Genomic DNA, 19,703 nt, shown 5'->3' on the forward strand with positions numbered 1-19,703 from the left:
CGAAGAATTTTCCCGCATTAACCCGGCTCGGCACCAGATAATCCCGCGCCCCTTCCGGCGTGGAGCGCGTCAGCATCGGCGTGTCGATTTCCAAGAAGCCGTTCTCGCAGAGGAAGCTCCGCGCCGCCTGCGTCGCCGTGTGCCGCATGACGAGGTTGGCTCCGATTTCGGGCCGCCGCAAATCAAGATAGCGATATTGCAGGCGGATGTTGTCCGAAACCTCGCTGTCCTCGTCGAGCGGGAAGGGCGGGGTTTTGCTCGTGTTGAGGACGCGCAGCTCGCTGACCATGATCTCAATCGCCCCGGTCTTCAGCTTCGGGTTCTCCATGTCGCCGGGCCGCGCCTCGACCTTGCCGCGCACCGCCAAAACCCACTCAGAGCGCAGCTGGTGCGCCTTGGCGTGCGGTTCGGGGTTGACTTCCGGGTTGAAGACAATCTGGGTGATGCCCCAGCGGTCGCGGAGGTCGATGAAGATAACACCGCCGTGGTCGCGGCGGCGAAGAACCCAGCCCATGAGAACGACCTCCTGATTCAGGTTGTCGAGGCCGAGGGTGTTGCAGTCATGTGTGCGCCGCAGCGCTCCCATTGATTCCATGCGTGTCTCTTATTGTGCGAAAAAGTTCAAAACAACGTAGAAGATGATTATTTTGTCTTATTTTTAGGGTGTCTTCTCTTTTTAAACAAGAAGAATATGCAACCTATTCATCCTCATCCTCATTTTCTGGTTTCTGTTTAATTTCCAAAGAATCCCCGATAACTTTCTGAATTTCTTTCAAAAGAAGATTCGCTCTGCTTTTCATAAATGATTCAAATCGTGCCGGAGTGAATTGCTCTATAATTTTATCTAAATTCTTTGAATCATTATCGGGGATAAAACATGCCTGAAGACGTGCAGTAGCTCCAGGAATAGTTCCGTTATCTTTTGCTTGATTGATAATATCGTTAAAATATTCTACAGGAGAAGTATCGTTAAGTTTCCTGTTACTCTTTTTTGAAATTGCAATTCTATTCACAATTGATTCGCATAGTTTAGTGTTTAATTTTTCCCTACTACAATAAGCTTTTGGGAAAATATGATGCTCTTCAATATCTTCATTAGCTAAAGTTTCTCCACTATATAAATCTTCTTTGACCGCAGCGGAAAGGATGCACTGCAATGCCTTAAAACGACTATCTGAACCTTGAGTTAGTCCAACTATATCATCTGTTGTTAGACGTACTGTAGGAATAGTTTCTCTGTCAATTTTTCCTGCTGCGAGGTCACGAAGCAGTTTAAAATAAAGACTGATTCTATAATTGGATGCTTGAGTAGCTCCTTTTTGAAGGAGGTTGCTGAAAAACCATCGTTTCAGCAAAAGATGGTCTGGAGGCAGCATTGGACGGGAACACCAGTGGGCAGCTATAGCTACTAATAGAGCATGATTCGTCAATGTTTTTGGACGGGCACCCATACTTTTTGCCCATTCAAAGGCACGAACAAGCGATTTTACTGCTTCATTCCAATTTTTTTCTATATAATCTGGAGAAAGCTGTAATTGTGTACCTCGGTTTACTTCGACAAATGTATCGTCATTATTATTTTTCCCTTCAGCATATCTAAGAACTATAATCTGTAAAACTCTCTCTCCATCTACATCAAATTCAGAAAAAACTGGACAAGAATTTTTTGCTTCTTCCCATTTTGATTTAAGATCTGGTTTAGGAAAAAATCTGGCGACAGCTAAATCAAAAGTAGTCAAGCGAGTTCCAGTTGAATTAATAGTCTCAAAAACTCTACAGATTGATTTCAATCCAGCATCTGATTCTAACTCTACAATAGGTATTTGATAGTTTCTTAATATTTCAAACACATCTTTTATTCTTGCCGCAGCCTCGCACTGCGAGTCCATATCTTCTTCAAATTCGTGAAAATCACCAGAACTCCTTATGTAATTATATACATATTTTTCTGTGTTTTTACTATCAAATAAAGCAATATCCGCTCTAAGCAATCTTCCTTTATCAAGTCGTTCAACATTTTTAGCACGTGTTACAATCCATGACGTGTCATCATCTTTATCAACTATACCAATCACCATTTTTTTTAAATCGAAATAAAAAGTTCTGTTTATATCTGCATTAAGAAAGACACGAGCAATAGATGTCAATCTTTGTTGCCCATCAAGGATATAAAAAATGTTGTCAGAATCATTGTACTGTTCACATGAATCATCAGAATCGATATTTGCATCAATATACCGAGAATGCATTGGTAATTTTTCGTTTTTCGCCATAACTAACAACGAACCCATCGGATAATTTCTTGCCATGCTATCTATCAATAACTTCACTTGCGATGGTGTCCACCTAAAGTTCCTTTGAAATTGCGGAATCCTGTATTTTTTCGACTTGATTAAATCGAGAAGAGCGAGCGTGTTATAATTAGATGTCTTCATGCTTATCTCCTGTTGTTTTTTTATTCAAACTGCGTTGCATTCCTTCTCGACTTCTTTGCCTTCCAAATACAAGGTGTCTGGACAAATATCCTGCTCGTGCGGCCAGACAACCGTGCCGTGCTCCACCTTCACCATGAGAAAATAATTCAGGTCGTTCAATTCCTGAAACACACCGAAATTTAAAATCGGCTTACAGTCGTAGAGCTTTGTTTCTCCGTTTTTGAACACAATGAGCAATGTGTGATCTTTTCTTGGAAAAACGTCTTTCACTCGCGGGTTCATGTCTTATTTCAGCGGATCAATCTTGAATATCTGCTGCCCATCAGCAGCGAGCTTCCAATCCGCTAAAAGCTCATCTTTGTGGATTTCCATCCATGCAAGAACGAGCTTCATCTTGCTGTTTGGAAGGCTGCCCTCTATAAGTTCCCCTTCAGGAACTGAAAGCACCGCCTCGCTGTCCTGATACCACACATGAATATGAGGCTTGTGATGCCTTTTGTTATCCCTGTAATATAGGGAAATGATCAATCCATAAAACGCTGAAACAACTGGCATGTCACTCACTTCGCTTTAAAAAAATTTCTACAGCCTTTCTTTGCCTTCCAACAACTACAAGGTGCAGGGCAAATATCCTGCTCGTGCGGCCAGACAACTGTGCCGTGCTCCACCTTCGCCATGAAAAAATAATTCAGGTCGTTCAATTCCTGAAACACACCGAAATTTAAAAGCGGCTTGCAGTCGTAGCACTTTATTTTTCTCGTTTTTTATTCGATATTCTGCACCTGCTCGCGCAGCTTCTCAATTTCGTTCTTCATCTCCACGCCAAGGCGGGCCACGGCGGCGTTGGAGATCTTTGAGGCCAGCGTGTTGACCTCGCGGAGGAACTCTTGCAGGAGGAAATCCAGCCGCCTGCCGCACGGCTCATCACTGTCCAAGAAGCTGCGGAACTGGCTGATATGGCTGCTCAGGCGGACAATTTCCTCAGTGACATCGGCCTTGTCTGCCATGACCGCCGCTTCCTGCGCCAGCCGGGCCGGGTCGATGTCCATGCCTGCCAGCAGCTTGGCGACGCGCTCCTTCAGCTCCTGATGCCGCTGCGCAACAAGCTGCGGCACCGCGCTTTCAATCTCCGCGACCAAGGCGGCAAACTGATCAAGGCGGCTGTTCAGCTCCGTCTTCAGGGCCAGCCCCTCCTGCTCGCGCATCCGGGCGCAGTCAACGAGGGCGGCTGCAACCGCCTGCTCAATCAGCGGCCATTCCTGCTCAACATCCAAGCTCTGCTCCTGCTGGATGATGATGCCGCGCTGGGCGAGCAGATCACGCAGCTCCACCGCGCCGCTCAGGCCAAGCTGCTCCTTGAGCTGAAGCAGGCAGCGGTGATACTGGCGGGCCAGCTCCATGTCCACGGTCAGCTGCGCCGCGCCGGAGACCTCGCCTTGACAGGTGAGGCAGATTTCCGTTCGGCCCCGGTCCTGCTGCCCGGCCACCAGCTTTTTTACCCGTTCCTCCAGCCCGGCAAAGGCGGCGGGCAGCGTCACCCGCTGATCCAAAAAGCGGTGGTTGACGGTGCGGATTTCTGCTGTCCAGCTCCGTCCGCCCTCGCTTGCCTCGCCCCGGCCAAAGCCGGTCATGCTGCGCGGTCGCATCGTCTCTCCTCCTTGTTCAAATCGGCCAGCAGCTCCTCGCGGCTGACCGAGGCAGTGCCGACCTTGCCGACGACAATGCCGGCGGCATGATTGGCAATAATGGCCGCATCTGTCATTGAGCAGCCCGCGGCCAAGCCAAGGGCGAGGGTCGCGGCTACGGTGTCGCCCGCGCCGGTCACGTCATAGACCTCCTGCGCCGCAGTGGGGATCGTGACCAAGTCCTTGTCGCCTTCCAATAAGGCCATGCCCGCCTCGCCCCGCGTGATCAGCACCGCGCCGCAGCGCAGCCGGGCCTTGATGCTCTGGGCGGCAGCCAGCACGCTCGTCGGCTCATCTGTGATCGCCATGCCGCTGATCTGCGCTGCTTCAAAATTGTTGGGGGTGATCACTGTCGCTCCGGCGAAGAGGGCCGCGTTGACCGGCTTGGGATCAACAATCAGCGGCAGGGCGCGGCCTTTGCCACGCAGCCCGGCCAGCAGCTCGTTCAGCCGCTCCAGCAGCGGGCCGCAGACCACGCCCTTGGCATAGTCCGAAACCAGCACTGCGTCAAAATTGGCCACGTTCTTTTCTAAATAGGCCAACAAGGCCTGCAAAGTGCGCTCCGAAGGCGGGCCGCTTTGCTCGCGGTCATAACGGACGACCTGCTGCCGCTGGGCCACCACCCGCGTCTTGATCGTGGTCGGGCGGAAGCCTTTGATCAGGCCGTCAGTCGGCGCGCCCGCTTCCCGCATCAGACGCAGCAGCTCGTTGCCCATCGCGTCGTCACCGATGATGCCGCACAAAGCGCAGTGCCCGCCGAGCGAGCGGATGTTCCGCACCACATTGGCGCTGCCGCCAAGGAGCAGCTCTTCTTTGGTGACATTGACCACCGGCACCGGCGCTTCCGGGGAAATTCGTGAAACTGTGCCCCAGATGAATTGGTCAAGAATCACGTCGCCGATGACAAGAATGTTAGCCTCGGCAAAACGGTCAATTGCGTCAGGCAGCATCAGCGGTCAAGCTCCAGGAGACGGTCCGCCATGCGCTCGGCGGCAAAAACAAGGGATTCCAGATCAAGGAAGTCCAGCACATGATGATCAAAGAGAATTTTCACTTTGGCCGCGAAACCGTCTTCCGGCTCCGCCTCCCAGAACAGCAGAAGAAGAGGAACGCAAGGCAATGCTGGAACAAGAAAAGCTGCATCCGCGCTTTGTTCAGCGGGCGTTGCGCCAAGGGCGGCGCAGAGTTCGGTCAGCCGGTCGGCCCTGCCGCTGAAACGCTCGGCCAGCCGATCCTCGCAGTACGCAGCCAATGTGCGGATCTTGGAAATGGAATTCGGCAGGCTCTCCATGCCGATCCATGTGCCGTCCGGCCTTCTTGCTTGGCCCGCGCCGCCGAAGGCGACGTAATTATAGAGAAGGATTTGGTCTCTGGGATCGGCAGGCTCGCTGCCGTCAAGCGCAATGCCTGCCGCGCCAAGTCGGACCGGGCGGTTGAGGAAGGAGAAGCGGAGGACATCCGGTTCATCCGCCGACCAGGCTGCGCCGATGCGGAGCGCGATCTGCTGCAAATCCAGCCCCTGCATTTTGGCGCGAAGATGCACGGCCAAGGCGGTCTGCCGCTCCGCCTCGCCGCGCTCCAAGCTGTCCGCCGCCGCGCTGTTGCCGCCAAGCAGCTCCGGCGGCAGCCCGTCTTTCTTCAAATACGGGCAGGAGACCGCCGAAGCCCCGGCTTTGGTGACTGCGGCGGCAAAAGCCAAGCAGGTCGGCCAGCCGCACTGACCGCAGTTGCTGCCGGGTGTGTGCCGGAGAAACTGGTAGGGATTCATCCGCCTGCGGAAAAAATTATTTCAACTTGGCGTTGAGACTCTTGGTCACGTCAGCGGTGAGGTCGACAGAGTTGTCGTAATAAAGCACTGCGTTGCTGGGCAGCACTAACGAATAGCCCTTGCTTTTGGCGACCTCGCGGACGATGTTCTCCAGCTCCTTCATGATCGGGGCCAAATAGCGGTCCTGAAGGTTCTTCATCTCCAGATTGGCGTTGTCCTGCTTGGCCTCCAGATCGCGCCGCTTTTTCTGAAATTCGAGCAGCTGCTCCTGCTTTTTGTCCTCGCTCCAGACCGAGGCTTTCTTCTTCATCTCCTCCTGAAAGGCAAGCAGCTGGTTTTTGTCCTTGTCCAGCGATGCCTTCAGGTCTTGCATCCGCTTTTCAATTTTATCTTTGGCCGCCAAACCTGCCGAGGATTTGGTCAGCACGTCCTGAATGTTGAGAACGGCTGTCTTGATCTCCGCCGCAACGGCAGAGGAAACGGTCAGCAAAATACAAAGCGCGGCGCACAACGCGGCAATTCTGTTCACAGTCTGTCTCCTTGAAGAAAGTTGAATAAATGCGGGCTGAAAAAGGCAGGGGGAAATGCTGCATGGGGATGCGGGAAGCATTCAGACAGACCCTCCGGCATCCCGGCTGGAGGGCCTGCGTCCTCTGCGGATCAGACCTTATTCAGCAAAAATGAAGTCGGCCCGACGGTTCTGCGCCCAAGACTGCTCGTCCTGGCCGAAAACCAGCGGCTTCTCCTCGCCCCAGCTCACAGTCGTGACCCGTCCGGCATCAACGCCCAGTCTGACCAAATATTTCTTGGCCGCATTGGCGCGCCGCTCGCCCAGCGCGAGGTTGTACTCGCGGGTGCCGCGCTCGTCGCAGTTGCCTTCGATCCGCACCTTTTTCCCGGCGTTCTCTTTCAGAAAATCGCCGTTGTGCTCGATCCGGCTGACTTGGTCGCCCTGAATCCGGGAGGAGTCATAGTCGAAGTAAACCGGCAGCAGCGGCCCGGAAGTGCGGCCTTCGGAAAAGACACCGTCCTGCCCCTGACCGTACAGCCCGGCTCCTGCGCTCTCCAGCGGCTCGTCCAATCCCGGCCCCTCGCCGCCCGCCTGAGAGTCAGAGGCAGCGGCGGCGCCCGCCGCCGCCTCATCTGCGCCGGCCGGCTTCTTCTTGCCGCAGCCGGTCAGAGAAAGGGGAGCGGCCAAGGCCATGAAAACACACAAACACAAGGTTTTGCTCAAACGCATCTTCATCTCCACACTTTGAGTAAGTATTTTTTAAGGGCAAGCTCCTTCTATCGTACCAGAACAGGGGAGAAATTCAATAATTTTCTGTGAAAAAAGGAATTCCCTTGCAAAACCGGCGCCGCCCATCTACTCTTAACACATTTGAGGAGCCAGGTTCTGATGAAAAACCAAGACCTGGCAGAGAGCGCATCCTTCAGCCGGAGCAGCAAAGCCACCCGTGATTCCCAAAAAATCAGTCAACGTTGACAGCGCGGAGCAGCTGGTCTGCACGAACCGCTTCGGCTCCTTTTTCGGCGTGCCGCAGACAGTGTTCGACCGTGTCTGGCAGGCCCTGAGCAGGCCGGACAGCAGGCCGGTGGCCTATATTTCGATGGAGATCGGCGCGGATCCGGACATGTTTCATCCGGTGCGGGACTTCCTCCGGGAGCAGGCCCGCACCGAGAGCGACGACTTGGCCGTCCGGCAGATGATCAGCAAGTATCTGAACGGCCCGCGCAAAATACCGATTTACAGCGGCGGCCTCGGCGTGCTGGCCGGCGACACCCTCAAAAGTTTCGCTGACCTGCATATTCCAGTTTTCGCCGTTTCTTTGCTGTATCGGGAGGGCTATTTCTCCCAACTTGTCGACTCCCGTGTCGGCCAGATTGATCAGGCCATGCAGTGGAGTCCAGAGAACACGCCGACCCTTTTCCAGCTGCAAGATCCGGACTGCCCCGGCCAGCCGCTGGAGCTGACCGTGCCTTTTTTCAACGAGTACGACCATCCCACTGAGGCCAAGGCCCACGTCTGGATGAAGATGGAAATCAGCGAGGAAATGGACTATTTCGTGCCGGAATTCCTGCTGGACTACTCCATTCCCTCATCGCCGCCGTGGGTGCGCGAGGCCGGGCTGCGGCTCTACAGCGCCAAGTCCGACATCATGAAGGCCAACCAGCGGCGGATGCTCGGCTCCTGCGTGCTGCCGCTGGCCGAGCGGCTGGGCCTGTCGCCGCAGACCATCCATCTCAACGAGCAACACGGCGTGGCGGTCACTCTCCATCTCATCCTCCGCGAGCTGGAGAAGCGGCTGGGGCAGGACTATCACCTGAAAATGGCCCGCGAGGACATACTCGCCGCCGCCGAGGAGGCCGCCAGGCGGATCGTCTACACCATTCACACGCCGGTGAAAGCCGGACACGACCGCTTCGCCCGCTCGCTCTACACCGGCATCAGCCACGCCACCGGCTGCCGCATCCTCGACCTTTTGGCCAGCGACCCGGACTCGCCGCACGAGTACAACTTCACCGCCTTTGCCATGCGCGTCAACCGAGCGGTGAACAGCGTCAGCCGCCTGCACCGCGACGTGACTAGGAAGCAGTTTCCGGAATCCGCCAGCAAAATTCGGGCTGTGACCAACGGCGTGCATCATCTGACTTGGATCAGCCCGGCGCGGGCGCGGGTTTTTGACAGCACCGACGAGCTGCTCGGCTGGCGCGACGATCCCGGCATCTTCGGCGAGGCGGCGATGGAAAGTGCTCCGGCCTTCCTCAAACAGCTCCGCCAGGCCTGGGAGGAGGACAACCGCATCCTCACCGCCTACGTCAACCGGATGCTCGGCGAGCACCGCAGCCGGATGGAGGAGACGTGGATTGACCCGCCCAACTATCTTTCGCATCTCAAGCAGGGCGAGGGCAGCCTGCTCAGTCCGGGCGTGTTCACCATCGGCTTCGCCCGCCGTTTCTCGACCTACAAGCGGGCCGACCTGATTTTTGACAACCTCGAAACCTTGGCGGAGATTTTAGTCAAAGGCGGCTGGCGGGTCAATTTCCTCTTCGCAGGCAAGGCGCATCCGCAGGACGAGCCGGGCAAATCCGTGCTCAAGCTGATTCTCGACAATCAGGAGGAGCTGTACAAACGGAGCAACGGCCTCGCCCGCTTGGTCTTCATCCCCGGCTACGACATGGCTTTGGCCCGGATAATGGTCGCTGGCGTGCATACGTGGCTGAACAGCCCCAAGCGGCCATTGGAAGCCTCCGGCACCAGCGGCATGAAGGCGGCGATGAACGGGGTGCCCAACCTCAGCGTGATGGACGGCTGGTGGGTCGAGGGCTATCACGAGGGACAGACCGGCTGGAAATTCGGCTATGAAGGCCCGATCAACGCCGACAGCCTGAGCGAGGATCCGTCCACGCTGCTCTACGCCGAGGACTCGCGCTCCTTCTACGAGCTGCTGCCCAAGGTGCTGGACATGTTCTACAGCCGCCCGGACGAATACCTCCAGCTGGCGGTGAACAATCTGCGCCTCAATGTGCCGATCTTCAACACCCACCGCATGGCGGCGGAATACGTCCGCAAATACGAGCTGCCGCTCGATCCGAAGACCGAAGCCCGCGTCGTCGGTTTCGCCAATCTTTACAAAAGCGACTCCTGCGACTGGACAAAGCCGCAGGCTTAACAGGCACAGAAAAAAGGAGAACACCAGCATGGCCCGCCATCACAATCCCAGCGGCTCCACCAACAAGGCGATAGACGCTATCGACCGCAAACGGGAGCGGGAGCGCCGCTTCATCCTCAGCAAGGCCAAGGACAACGCGCCGGAGCTGGCAGTCAAGATCGTGCAGCGGCTCTTGGACGAGCACATCATCGAGACCACTGACCTTCAGGCCATTCAGGAAGGGATGGAGCGGCAGCTGCGCGCTCCGGCGGATATGGAGGAGTTTGAAATCCGCCTCAAGGTCGCCGACATCCGCACGCTGATGCCGGATCCGAACATCCTCAGCCTGTATCTGACCGCCTACATCATCAACGACTTAGTCAATCATCCCAAGGTGCAGGACGTGTTCGGCGACGACGCGGACATTTACGCCGTGGTGGACTCGGTGCTGTCCAAGCTCCGCTCCGGCGCGGACGACTGATGGCCCTGACGCAGCGGCCCTCGTTGGTCTTCGCCAACAGCAAGGGCGAAATCATCGACTACGAGGGCTTGGAGATGGCGGGCAGCAGCGCGGGCGAGTTCCGCCGCCTGGAGCCTGAGGAGCTGATTCCCCTGCCGGTGGGCAGTGAGCTGTTTGTCCTGCCCGGCAGGCTGCCGGTGGGCATCGAGCCGGAGAGCGGCGAGCCTGCTTTGCTGGATGAAAATCCCTATGACGGCAGCTCGGAGATTTCCGCTGTCGCCGCCTTCATGGCCCCGGCGCACACCGCTGTGTATTCCGCCGCCTATCAGACGCAGGAAAACGCCCCGCTGCTGCCGCTTTTTGCTTACACTGCTGTGGGCTGGCAGGACGGCAGATTTGTCGTCGCCGCCTTCCGCAGCGACAGCGACATCCGCCAAGATCCCAATGGCTTCAATCAGAAGCAGATTGACAAAAAGACAGCGGCCAAGCTGAAGAAATATCCGCACAACCGTCTGATTCAGCATCTTGGCAAATGCTGCCTGACCTACGCCTGCCCGGCGGCCCGCAACTACTTCCTTGGCCGCTGGGAAGCCCCGCTGCCCACCTCGCCCTGCTGCAACGCGGGCTGCGTCGGCTGCATCTCCCAGCAGCCAAGCGGCTGCTGCCCGTCCACGCAGGATCGCATCCACTTTGTCCCATCAACCAGCGAGCTGCTGGAAATCGCGGTGCCGCATTTAGAGACGGCGGAGCGGGCGGTGGTCAGCTTTGGCCAAGGCTGCGAGGGCGAGCCGCTGCTGCAAGCTCCGACGCTGGAGTCCTCCATCCGCCAGATGCGGGCGCAGACCAGCAAGGGCACGATCAATCTCAACACCAATGCCAGCATTCCTGCGGCTGTTGACCGGCTGGCGCAGGCCGGGCTGGATTCCATCCGGGTTTCGATGAACTCCGCCCGCACTGAGTTCCACCGCCGTTACTACCGGCCCAAGAATTTCTCCTTCGCCGAGGTGCGCCAGACCATCGAGGTGATGAAGCGGCATGGCCGCCACGTCTCGCTGAATTATTTCATCCTGCCCGGTTTCACGGATTCGCCTGACGAATTCGCCGCCCTCTGCGAGTTGCTCGAAGCCTGCCAGCCGGATCTGATCCAGCTCCGCAATCTGAACATGGACCCGGAGCATTACCTGAAGACTGTCGGCCATGCGCCGAGCCAGCCAGCCCTTGGCATCCTCCGCTGGCTGGAGCTGCTGAAGACGCAGTTCCCCCGCCTCAAGTTCGGCTATTTCAATCCGGCATTGCGCTGAAGATGCGCCAGCGCGCCGCAGATCATGACAGATTTTTTTGCCAGCCCTGTTCTGAATTCTCCCTACGCCTGCCCGTCACAGCACTGGGAATTAGATGCTGACGGGCAGCCCACGCAGAAAATAGTCGCATCCCGCCGCCCGGCCAAGTTTATCACGCCGATTCCACGACCTAAGAAACGGAAAGGCACCGCCAAGCAGACGGGCCTGATTTTTGATGACGGCAGGGGCCTGTCAAGTCACGAGCAGCAGTACGACCCCACCTCAATCATCAATGAAGTGCGCCGCCACGTGGACATCTGGCGCACATTGCCCCGTTCCGCCTGGCAGGTCACGCCGGAGACCGCCCGTCTTTTGCAGCATTGGCGGCATCACCAGTTCAGAGACATCCGCCCGTTTTTCTGTCAAGTTGAGGCGGTTGAAACCGCAATCTGGCTGACTGAAGCCGCGCCGCAGTCAGCCGCCGGAAAGCGGCTGCTCGACCATCTGGCGGCGGCCAACAGGGATGCCAATCCGCAGCTGCTGCGGCTTGCGTTGAAGCTCGCCACCGGTGCGGGCAAGACGACGGTGATGGCGATGCTCATCGCGTGGCAGACGGTCAATGCGGTCCGCCATCCGGGGAGCAAAAAATTCACACGCGGTTTTTTGATCTGCGCCCCGGGTCTGACCATCAAAGACCGCCTGCGGGTTCTTCAGCCCAACGACCCGAACAGCTATTACAAAGAGCGCGAGCTGATGCCTGATGACATGCTGGAGGACATCAGCCGGGCAAAAATTGTCATCACCAACTACCATGCCTTCAAGCTACGAGAACGGCTTGAACTTTCCAAGGGCTGCCGCCAGCTGCTGCAAGGCCGCACCGGTGATCTGCCGAAGACGCTTGAGACAGAAGGCCAGATGATGCAGCGGGTCATGCCGGAACTCATGGGCATGAGAAATATTTTTGCCATCAACGATGAGGCGCACCACTGCTACCGGGAAAAACCTGGGGACGACGATGTTGAAGTCCTGAAAGGCGACGAGAAAAAAGAGGCGGAAAAAAACAGAGAGGCGGCCCGGCTCTGGATTTCCGGGCTTGAGGCCGTGAACCGCAAGCTCGGTCTCAGCCGGGTACTTGATTTGTCCGCGACTCCTTTTTTCCTCAGCGGTTCCGGCTACGTTGAAGGCACTCTCTTTCCGTGGACGATGAGCGATTTTTCTCTCATGGACGCGATTGAGTGCGGCATCGTCAAACTGCCGCGCGTGCCGGTGGCGGAAAACATTTCCGGCGAGGAAATGCCGATGTTCCGCAATCTCTGGGAGAACATCCGCAGCGACATGCCGAAACAGCGGCGCGGCAGCGGCGGCGAGCTGGACCCGCTCAAACTCCCTGCCCGCTTGCAGACCGCGCTGCTGGCCCTGTATGGCCATTACGAAAAAACCTTCCTCCTGTGGCAGGAAAGAGGCATCAAGGTTCCGCCCTGCTTCATCATTGTCTGCCAGAACACGGCCATTTCCAAGTTAGTCTATGATTTTGTCTCCGGCTTCCACCGCGTCGGCGATGACGGCTCCGTCAAGTTGGAGAATGGCCGCCTACCCTTGTTCCGCAATTTCGATGAAAGCAGCGGCGCGTCGCTGCCGCGTCCCAACACCCTGCTGATTGACAGCGAGCAGCTTGAATCAGGCGACGCGCTGGACAGCGGCTTTCGCAGCATGGCTGCCGACGAAATTGAACGCTTCCGCCGGGAAATTGTTGAGCGCAGCGGCGATGCCCGCGCAGGCGGCAGCATCAGCGATCAGGAGCTGCTGCGGGAAGTCATGAACACCGTGGGCAAGGAAGGCAGGCTGGGCGGCTCCATCCGCTGCGTGGTCTCGGTCTCCATGCTCACCGAGGGCTGGGACTCAAACACTGTCACCCACATTCTCGGCATCCGCGCCTTCGGCACCCAGCTGCTTTGCGAACAGGTGATTGGCCGTGCCCTGCGCCGCCAGTCGTACAGGCTCAACGAGGACGGGCTGTTCAACGTTGAATACGCCGACATTTTCGGTATTCCTTTTGATTTCACAGCCAAACCGGTCATTGCCCCGCCGCAGCAGCCGCGTGAGACCGTGCAGGTGAAAGCCGTGCGCCCTGAGCGCGATGCTCTTGAAATCCGTTTTCCCCGCGTTGAAGGCTACCGGGTGGAGCTGCCGGAAGAGCGTCTGAGCGCGGATTTCAACGAAGATTCGATTCTGAAGCTCACGCCTGATTTGGTTGGCCCGACGAAAACCCAAAACGCGGGCATCATCGGCGAAAGCGCGGACATGAGCCTTGAGCATCTGGGCGAGCTGCGCTTCTCCACGCTGGCCTTTCATCTCGCCAAGCGGCTGCTTTACACCAAATGGCGCGACCCCGGCGAAGAGCCGAAGCTCCATCTTTTCGGCCAGCTCAAGCGCATCACCCGGCAATGGTTAGACACCTGCCTTGTCTGTGAAGGCGGAGCCTGTCCTGCGCAGCTGATGTATCAGGAGCTGGCCGACATGGCCTGCAACAAAATCACCGCCGCTATCACCCGGCATTTTCTCGGCGAGCGTCCGGTCAAGGTGATGCTTGATCCCTACAACCCGACCGGCTCGACCAGAAACGTCCGCTTCAACACCTCAAAGACAAGCCGCTGGCAGACCAGCTCGGCGCATTGTCATCTCAACTGGGCGGTTCTTGACAGCGACTGGGAGGCTGAGTTCTGCCGGGCGGCGGAAGCGCATCCCAAGGTTCGTGCCTATGTGAAGAATCACGGTCTCGGTCTGGAGGTTCCTTATCAGCTCGGCTCGGAGACGCGCAGGTATCTGCCTGATTTCATTGTCCGGGTGGACGACGGCTGCGGCGATGACGACTTGCTGAACCTGATTATCGAGATCAAGGGCTATCGCGGCGAAGATGCCAAGGAGAAAAAATCCACGATGGAAACCTCTTGGGTGCCCGGCGTGAATCAGCTCAAAACCTATGGCCGCTGGGCCTTTGCCGAATTCACCGAAGTCTTTCAGATTGAGGCCGCATTCAGTAAATTGATTGATCAATGTAGGGGAGAAAAATTTTTCGCCCCTACATTGAAATGACAGAACGAGGTGCAATCATGGCGAAGAAATCTTCCCCTCCAAAATCTGTCGAAACCTTCCGGCATGATGATGCCACGCGGAAAAACATTCCCACTGCCGAACTGCAACCTATGCTGCGGCAGGATGATGCCAGTCCCCGCCTTGTGAAATATCCGCGCAACACTGATCTTGACCCACAGCTTGTCTGGCGCGGGAAGGATGAGCAGGACTGGAGCGACCTTGTTGTTCATGCGCCGCCGCTCTACATTCAGGAGAAAATCCATCCCAAAGCCTTGCTTGACGATCTGCTGCGGCAGTCCAAGGAGGCGGAGCCGATCGTTCAATTCAATCTGTTCAACGATTTCAACGGCATTCCCAAGGGCGTTGACAAGACCGAGTTTTATCAGCACGACCAGAACTGGAGCAACCGCATGATTCTGGGCGACTCGCTCCAAGTGATGGCCTCGCTGGCCGAGCGCGAGGGACTGCGCGGCAAGGTGCAGTGCATCTACTTCGATCCGCCCTACGGCATCAAGTTCAACAGCAATTTTCAGTGGTCAACCACCAGCCGCGACGTGAAAGACGGCAATCCCGGCCACATCACCCGCGAGCCGGAGCAGGTCAAAGCCTTCCGCGACACCTGGCGCGACGGCATCCACAGCTATCTCACCTACCTGCGCGACCGCCTCACCGTTGCCCGCGACCTGCTGACGGAATCCGGCTCTATCTTTGTGCAGATCGGCGATGAGAATGTCCACCGCGTCCGGTCGGTGATGGATGAGGTGTTCGGGAACGAAAATTTTGTCGCTATGATTTCGTTTCAGAAAACAGGCAGTCTTGCTGGAAATTTCCTTTCAGGAACAGTTGATTACATAATTTGGTATGCAAAGAACAAAATTAATTTAAAGTATCGCCAGCTTTACAAGGAGCGTGAGGCTGGCACATCATCTCTTGACCGATACGACTATGTTGAAACGACAGATGGTACATTGATCCGTATTTCAGCAAAAGCTATGCGCGGAGAAGAAAAGTTTCCTGTCGGAGAACGTTGTCGTTTTACTACGTTGCTTTCTGATGGTGTTCCATCTGAAAGCAAGCCATTTAATTTTTGCGGAAAGTCTTTCCCTCTCAGGCATGGAAAGCACTGGAAAACAGACCCTACCGTGGGTGGTAAACGATTGGTGTTTGCTAATCGTGTCGTTCAACAAGGGGAAACGGTTTGGTATAAACGTTTTGTCAACGATTTTTCTGTACTTCCGATGGATGATCGTTGGGAGAGCATACAAATAGGTCGTGAACTTTTTTATGTCGTTCAGACTGCGACTGAAGTAGTCAAACGCTGCCTCCTCATGGCCACCGACCCCGGCGACCTTGTGCTTGACCCGACCTGCGGTTCCGGCACCACCGCCACCGTCGCAGAGCAATGGGGCCGCCGCTGGATCACGATTGACACGTCTCGCGTCGCGCTGGCCTTGGCCCGTGCCCGCATCATGGGCGCACGCTATCCCTTCTATCTGCTCGCCGATTCCCGTGAAGGGCAGCTCAAAGAAGCGGAGATCACCCGCACCGCGCCAAGCACGCATCCTGTGCAAGGGAACATCCGCCACGGTTTTGTTTATGAGCGCGTGCCGCACATCACGCTCAAGTCCATCGCCAACAACGCGGAGATAGATGTCATCTGGGAGAAGTGGCAGCAGACGCTGGAGCCGTTGCGCGAGAAGCTGAAAGCCGCCGTAGGGGCGGTTCGCGAACCGCCCCTACTACAGGAATGGGAGATTCCCCGCGAGGCCGATGCCAAGTGGCCGGACGCGGCGAAGAAGCTCCACGCCGACTGGTGGGCCGCCCGCATCGCCCGGCAGAAGGAGATTGATGCTTCCATCGCCGCCAAAGCTGAATTTGAATTCCTCTACGACAAGCCATATGAGAATAAGAAGGCGGTGCGCGTAGCCGGACCGTTCACTGTTGAAAGCCTCAGTCCGCACCGCAGCTTAGGCGTGGATGAAAACGACGAGCTGATTGATCCGCTGGCAAAAAACAGCGGCAGTCACGAAGCTGGGCAGTCCTTCCCGCAGATGGTTTTGGAGAATCTCAAAACCGCCGGAGTCCAGCAGGCGCACAAAGAAGACCGCATCACCTTCACCGCGCTGACCTTGTGGCCGGGCAAGATGATCTGCGCTGAAGGCCGCTACTTGGAAGGCGACACGGAAAAACGCGCCGCTATTTTCATTGGCCCGGAATTCGGCACCGTGCAGCGGGCTGATCTTGTCGAGGCCGCCCGTGAATGCGCTGATGCCGGTTTCGACGCGCTCATCGCCTGCGCCTTCAACTACGAGGCGCACAGCACGGAGTTCAGCAGACTGGGCCGCATCCCTGTGCTCAAAGCCCGCATGAACGCCGACCTGCACATGGCCGAAGACCTCAAAAACACGGGCAGCGGCAACTTGTTTGTCATCTTCGGCGAGCCGGACATTGAACTGCTGCCGCAGCCGGACGGCAGACTGCGCGTGAAAGTCAATGGTGTGGATATCTTCAAACCGCAGACCGGAGAAGTCATCAGCCACGGAGCAGACGGCATCGCCTGCTGGCTCCTCGACACCGACTACAACGAAGAGAGCTTTTTCGTCCGCCACGCCTACTTCCTCGGCGCGAACGATCCGTACAGCGCACTGAAAACTACTCTGAAGGCGGAAATCAACGCCGAAGTCTGGGAAATGCTGAAGAGCGACACCTCGCGGCCATTCGAGAAACCAAAAAGCGGGCGGATCGCGGTGAAGGTCATCAACCACCTCGGCGACGAGGTGATGAAGGTGTTTCGGGTGAGCTGACATGACAGCGCCTGACAAGGACTTTGCCGCCGCCATCCGTCTTCTCGGCGGCGCATGGGCAGGCCGGACGCAATTTGCGCCGCTGCTGCCGGACGGCTCGCTGCGCCGTTTCTGCCGCCTGATCCGCGAGGACGGGGCGAGGGCCGTGGCTGCCGCGCCACCGCCCGACGATGCCGCCGGTCTGCGCGAGGCCAAGGCGGGCTGGCAGATTGGCCGCCATCTCTTCGCCTGCGGCGCGCCGGTGCCGGTGCCGCTCGCCTTTGACGAGGCCAGCGGCCTGCTTGTCTGCGAGGACTTGGGCGACGTGCGCCTGCATGACGTGGTGCTGAAGCACGGGGCGGATTCGGCTGAGGCAGCAGCGTTCTACCTGCAGACCGTCATCGAGCTGGCCAAGATGCAGGTGCTTGGCCGCGAGCACTTCAATCCTGCCTGGTGCTGGGACACGCCGCGCTATGACCGCCAGGTCATGCTGGAGCGCGAGTCCGGCTACTTCCTCCGCGCTCTCTGCCGCGACCTGCTCCAGCTGGACGTTGACGAGGCCGCCTTGGCGCGGGAATTCGCCCAGCTTGCTGATCAGGCCGCGCAGGCCGATGCCTCCTTCTTCCTCCACCGCGACTTTCAGAGCCGCAACATCATGGTGCTGGACGGGCGGGTGCGCTTCATTGATTATCAGGCCGGACGGCTGGGGCCGCTGGCCTATGATCTTGCCTCGCTGCTGATTGACCCTTACGCCGCCCTGCCGCAGGCCATGCAGGACGGACTGCTGGAATATTACCTCGATGCGCTCAACATCCTGCTGCCGTACAGCCGCGAGCAGTTCCGCCGCGAATACACGCTGCTGGCCGTGCAGCGCAACCTGCAAATCCTTGGAGCCTTCGCCTTTCTCAGCAGCCAGCGCGGCAGGCCGTTCTTTGCGCAGTATATCCTTCCAGCATTGCATTCCCTGTGCAGCCTGCTTGCCAAACTCCCTCCGGCGGAATACGCCTGCCTCCGCACTGCTGCCGAGCAATGCTTGCGCAGCATCAGCCTGCACTAAAACTGACAGGAGAGCAGACATGGACATCACAGGCTTTGAGAAGATTGCCAAGTATCTGGCTGTCCCGCTGGTGCTGGTGGGCTTTGCGCTGATGCTCGTCTTCGGCATCCACGACAAGCTCATTGCGTCAGGCTTGCTGACGCAGGTTTCAGCGAAAGACACCAGTGAGATCATCAAGCTGCTGCTGCGCTACGGCTTCCAGCTTGGGATGAGCGTGACAGTGCTCGGCTTTGCTCTGGCAGCGTGGAGCAAGCACATAGACAGCGAGGTGCAGCCGGTGGATGCCGCCAAGCTGGCACGAGAGCTGCTTGGGCCGCAGCTTGCAGCCAAGGATGAGCAGATCAAGGCACTGACTGAAGCCATCACCGCTTTGTCCAAGACTGGCGCACCCGCTGCAAGCATCAATGATGCCTTGCAGGCGTTAGAGCAGGGCGACACTGCCAAGGCGCAGGCAATCTTTGCTGAGGTGCTGCGCAGCAAGGAGGCAGAAGGGCGGAAGGCGAACAAGGAAGCAGCGGCAGCAGCCCGCCACTTGGGCGCATTGGCGTATATGAACAACCCGAAAGAGGCTTTGCTTGCCTACCAGAAGGCAGTGGAGCTTGACCCGGACAATGCGGACGGCTGGAACCCGCTTGGGCTTCTGCTGAAGCGCACAGGCGAGCTGACGCAGGCGGAAGAAGCCTTTCGCAAGGTGCTGGCCTTGGCTGAAGCGCGTCAGGATAAAGAGAAGCAGGCATGGGCCTTGGGCAATCTGGGCAATGTGTATCGGACACGCGGCGAGCTGGACAAGGCAGAGGAGATGTACCGGAAAGTGCTTGCGCTTCACCAATCATTGGGCAGCAAGGAAGGCATGGCAGCAGATTACGCCAATCTGGGCATTGTGGCATATACACGCGGCGAGCTGGACAAGGCCGAGGAGATGCACAGGAAAGCTCTGGAGCTTCATCAAGCCTTGGGCCATAAGGAATACATGGCAGCCAATTACGGCAATCTGGGCATTGTGTATAAGACACGCGGCGAGCTGGACAAGGCGGAGGAGATGTACAGAAAGGCTCTGGCGATCAACGAAGCCTTGGGCAGCAAGGAAGTAGGGGCGGGACTGTACGGCAATCTGGGAGAGGTTTATCGTGTTCGCGGCGAGCTGGACAAGGCGGAAGAGATGCACAGGAAAGCTCTTGAGCTTTTCCAAGACTTGGGCGGCAAGGAAGGCATAGCACTGTCTTACGGCAATCTGGGCTTTGTGTATGCGCAGCGCGGCAATCTTGCTCAGGCGGAAGCAGCTTTGCGGAAGAGTCTGAGCCTGTATCAGGAGATGGGAGCGATGCAGCATCCTGATGCCAAGAAAGTGCAGCAGTGGCTGGATGAATTGGCCCAGCAGCGCGCCAGCCAAACCGTACCCGGTGCGGCCTCTCCCCGATAGTAGTATCGGGCCAAGCTCGACAGCGCTTTCGGGCTGGCCCGCAAGTACTATCGGGCTGGCCCGCAAGCG

The 19,703-nt window shown here is 57.2% G+C and carries 16 protein-coding genes; 7 read left to right on the forward strand and 9 right to left on the reverse strand.

All coding sequences use genetic code 11. From position 1 onward, the window contains the following. From ACNKH3_RS02195 to pal, 9 genes are all read right to left on the reverse strand, one after another. A partial coding sequence (locus ACNKH3_RS02195) for an amino acid--tRNA ligase-related protein (RefSeq protein ID WP_420208083.1) occupies window positions 1–595 on the reverse strand: 595 nt, incomplete at its 3' end. 103 nt (window positions 596–698) lie between these two features. After that, window positions 699–2,435, reverse strand: a complete 1,737-nt coding sequence (locus ACNKH3_RS02200; protein ID WP_420208084.1) for a GmrSD restriction endonuclease domain-containing protein — start codon at window positions 2,433–2,435, stop codon at window positions 699–701. Window positions 2,436–2,459: 24 nt separating this feature from the next. After that, window positions 2,460–2,717: a DUF2442 domain-containing protein gene (locus ACNKH3_RS02205; protein ID WP_420208085.1), complete on the reverse strand. Its 258-nt coding sequence runs from the start codon at window positions 2,715–2,717 to the stop codon at window positions 2,460–2,462. Between the two features lie 3 nt (window positions 2,718–2,720). Continuing rightward, entirely contained in the window at window positions 2,721–2,990 is a 270-nt protein-coding gene (locus ACNKH3_RS02210) for a DUF4160 domain-containing protein (protein WP_420208086.1), read from the reverse strand. Window positions 2,991–3,199: 209 nt separating this feature from the next. Beyond that, window positions 3,200–4,081: a YicC/YloC family endoribonuclease gene (locus ACNKH3_RS02215; RefSeq protein ID WP_420208087.1), complete on the reverse strand. Its 882-nt coding sequence runs from the start codon at window positions 4,079–4,081 to the stop codon at window positions 3,200–3,202. Further along, a complete protein-coding gene (gene rfaE1 / locus ACNKH3_RS02220) occupies window positions 4,063–5,070 on the reverse strand; it encodes a D-glycero-beta-D-manno-heptose-7-phosphate kinase (RefSeq protein WP_417916852.1) in 1,008 nt (335 codons plus the stop codon). Before rfaE1 ends, ACNKH3_RS02215 begins: the two co-directional genes overlap by 19 nt. Continuing rightward, window positions 5,070–5,888 (reverse strand): DUF3786 domain-containing protein, encoded by an 819-nt coding sequence (locus tag ACNKH3_RS02225; RefSeq protein WP_417916851.1) that lies wholly within the window; start codon window positions 5,886–5,888, stop codon window positions 5,070–5,072. Before ACNKH3_RS02225 ends, rfaE1 begins: the two co-directional genes overlap by 1 nt. Before the next feature lie 16 nt (window positions 5,889–5,904). Then, window positions 5,905–6,417 carry an OmpH family outer membrane protein gene (locus ACNKH3_RS02230; RefSeq protein WP_417916850.1) on the reverse strand — a complete coding sequence of 171 codons (513 nt, stop codon included), beginning with the start codon at window positions 6,415–6,417 and terminating at the stop codon, window positions 5,905–5,907. A 138-nt stretch (window positions 6,418–6,555) separates the two neighbouring features. Next, a complete protein-coding gene (gene pal, locus ACNKH3_RS02235; RefSeq protein ID WP_420208088.1) occupies window positions 6,556–7,110 on the reverse strand; it encodes a peptidoglycan-associated lipoprotein Pal in 555 nt (184 codons plus the stop codon). Window positions 7,111–7,345: 235 nt separating this feature from the next. Between pal and glgP the strand changes: the two genes are divergently transcribed. Genes glgP through ACNKH3_RS02270 form a run of 7 tightly spaced genes read left to right on the forward strand, consistent with a single transcriptional unit; the run spans window position 7,346 to window position 19,634 of the window. After that, window positions 7,346–9,562, forward strand: coding sequence for an alpha-glucan family phosphorylase (gene glgP / locus ACNKH3_RS02240; protein WP_417916848.1), 2,217 nt, complete (start codon window positions 7,346–7,348; stop codon window positions 9,560–9,562). 28 nt (window positions 9,563–9,590) lie between these two features. Further along, window positions 9,591–10,022: a hypothetical protein gene (locus ACNKH3_RS02245; protein ID WP_420208089.1), complete on the forward strand. Its 432-nt coding sequence runs from the start codon at window positions 9,591–9,593 to the stop codon at window positions 10,020–10,022. Beyond that, window positions 10,022–11,302, forward strand: a complete 1,281-nt coding sequence (locus ACNKH3_RS02250; RefSeq protein ID WP_417916965.1) for a radical SAM protein — start codon at window positions 10,022–10,024, stop codon at window positions 11,300–11,302. The genes ACNKH3_RS02245 and ACNKH3_RS02250 overlap by 1 nt, the downstream gene beginning before the upstream one ends. Window positions 11,303–11,326: 24 nt before the next feature. After that, window positions 11,327–14,374, forward strand: a complete 3,048-nt coding sequence (locus tag ACNKH3_RS02255) for a BPTD_3080 family restriction endonuclease (RefSeq protein ID WP_417916964.1) — start codon at window positions 11,327–11,329, stop codon at window positions 14,372–14,374. Between the two features lie 17 nt (window positions 14,375–14,391). Beyond that, on the forward strand, window positions 14,392–17,178 hold the full coding sequence (locus tag ACNKH3_RS02260; protein ID WP_420208090.1) for a site-specific DNA-methyltransferase: 2,787 nt from the start codon (window positions 14,392–14,394) through the stop codon (window positions 17,176–17,178). Between the two features lies 1 nt (window position 17,179). Next, window positions 17,180–18,214, forward strand: a complete 1,035-nt coding sequence (locus ACNKH3_RS02265) for an aminoglycoside phosphotransferase family protein (protein WP_417916677.1) — start codon at window positions 17,180–17,182, stop codon at window positions 18,212–18,214. 19 nt (window positions 18,215–18,233) lie between these two features. Continuing rightward, complete coding sequence (locus ACNKH3_RS02270; protein WP_417916678.1) at window positions 18,234–19,634, forward strand: tetratricopeptide repeat protein; 1,401 nt, start codon at window positions 18,234–18,236, stop codon at window positions 19,632–19,634. Window positions 19,635–19,703: the final 69 nt, after the last annotated feature.

It is taken from the genome of Candidatus Electronema sp. JC (genome assembly GCF_048287365.2).
Taxonomy (GTDB): Bacteria; Desulfobacterota; Desulfobulbia; order Desulfobulbales; family Desulfobulbaceae; genus Electronema.

Coding starts and splice junctions, on each gene's coding strand:
- ACNKH3_RS02265 (WP_417916677.1), top strand. CDS start 17,180: ATGACAGCGCCTGACAAGGACTTTGCCGCCGCCATCCGTCTTCTCGGC.
- ACNKH3_RS02245 (WP_420208089.1), top strand. CDS start 9,591: ATGGCCCGCCATCACAATCCCAGCGGCTCCACCAACAAGGCGATAGAC.
- ACNKH3_RS02210 (WP_420208086.1), bottom strand. CDS start 2,990: ATGCCAGTTGTTTCAGCGTTTTATGGATTGATCATTTCCCTATATTAC.
- ACNKH3_RS02205 (WP_420208085.1), bottom strand. CDS start 2,717: ATGAACCCGCGAGTGAAAGACGTTTTTCCAAGAAAAGATCACACATTG.
- ACNKH3_RS02270 (WP_417916678.1), top strand. CDS start 18,234: ATGGACATCACAGGCTTTGAGAAGATTGCCAAGTATCTGGCTGTCCCG.
- ACNKH3_RS02250 (WP_417916965.1), top strand. CDS start 10,022: ATGGCCCTGACGCAGCGGCCCTCGTTGGTCTTCGCCAACAGCAAGGGC.
- rfaE1 (WP_417916852.1), bottom strand. CDS start 5,070: ATGCTGCCTGACGCAATTGACCGTTTTGCCGAGGCTAACATTCTTGTC.
- ACNKH3_RS02255 (WP_417916964.1), top strand. CDS start 11,327: ATGACAGATTTTTTTGCCAGCCCTGTTCTGAATTCTCCCTACGCCTGC.
- ACNKH3_RS02225 (WP_417916851.1), bottom strand. CDS start 5,888: ATGAATCCCTACCAGTTTCTCCGGCACACACCCGGCAGCAACTGCGGT.
- ACNKH3_RS02200 (WP_420208084.1), bottom strand. CDS start 2,435: ATGAAGACATCTAATTATAACACGCTCGCTCTTCTCGATTTAATCAAG.
- ACNKH3_RS02260 (WP_420208090.1), top strand. CDS start 14,392: ATGGCGAAGAAATCTTCCCCTCCAAAATCTGTCGAAACCTTCCGGCAT.
- ACNKH3_RS02215 (WP_420208087.1), bottom strand. CDS start 4,081: ATGCGACCGCGCAGCATGACCGGCTTTGGCCGGGGCGAGGCAAGCGAG.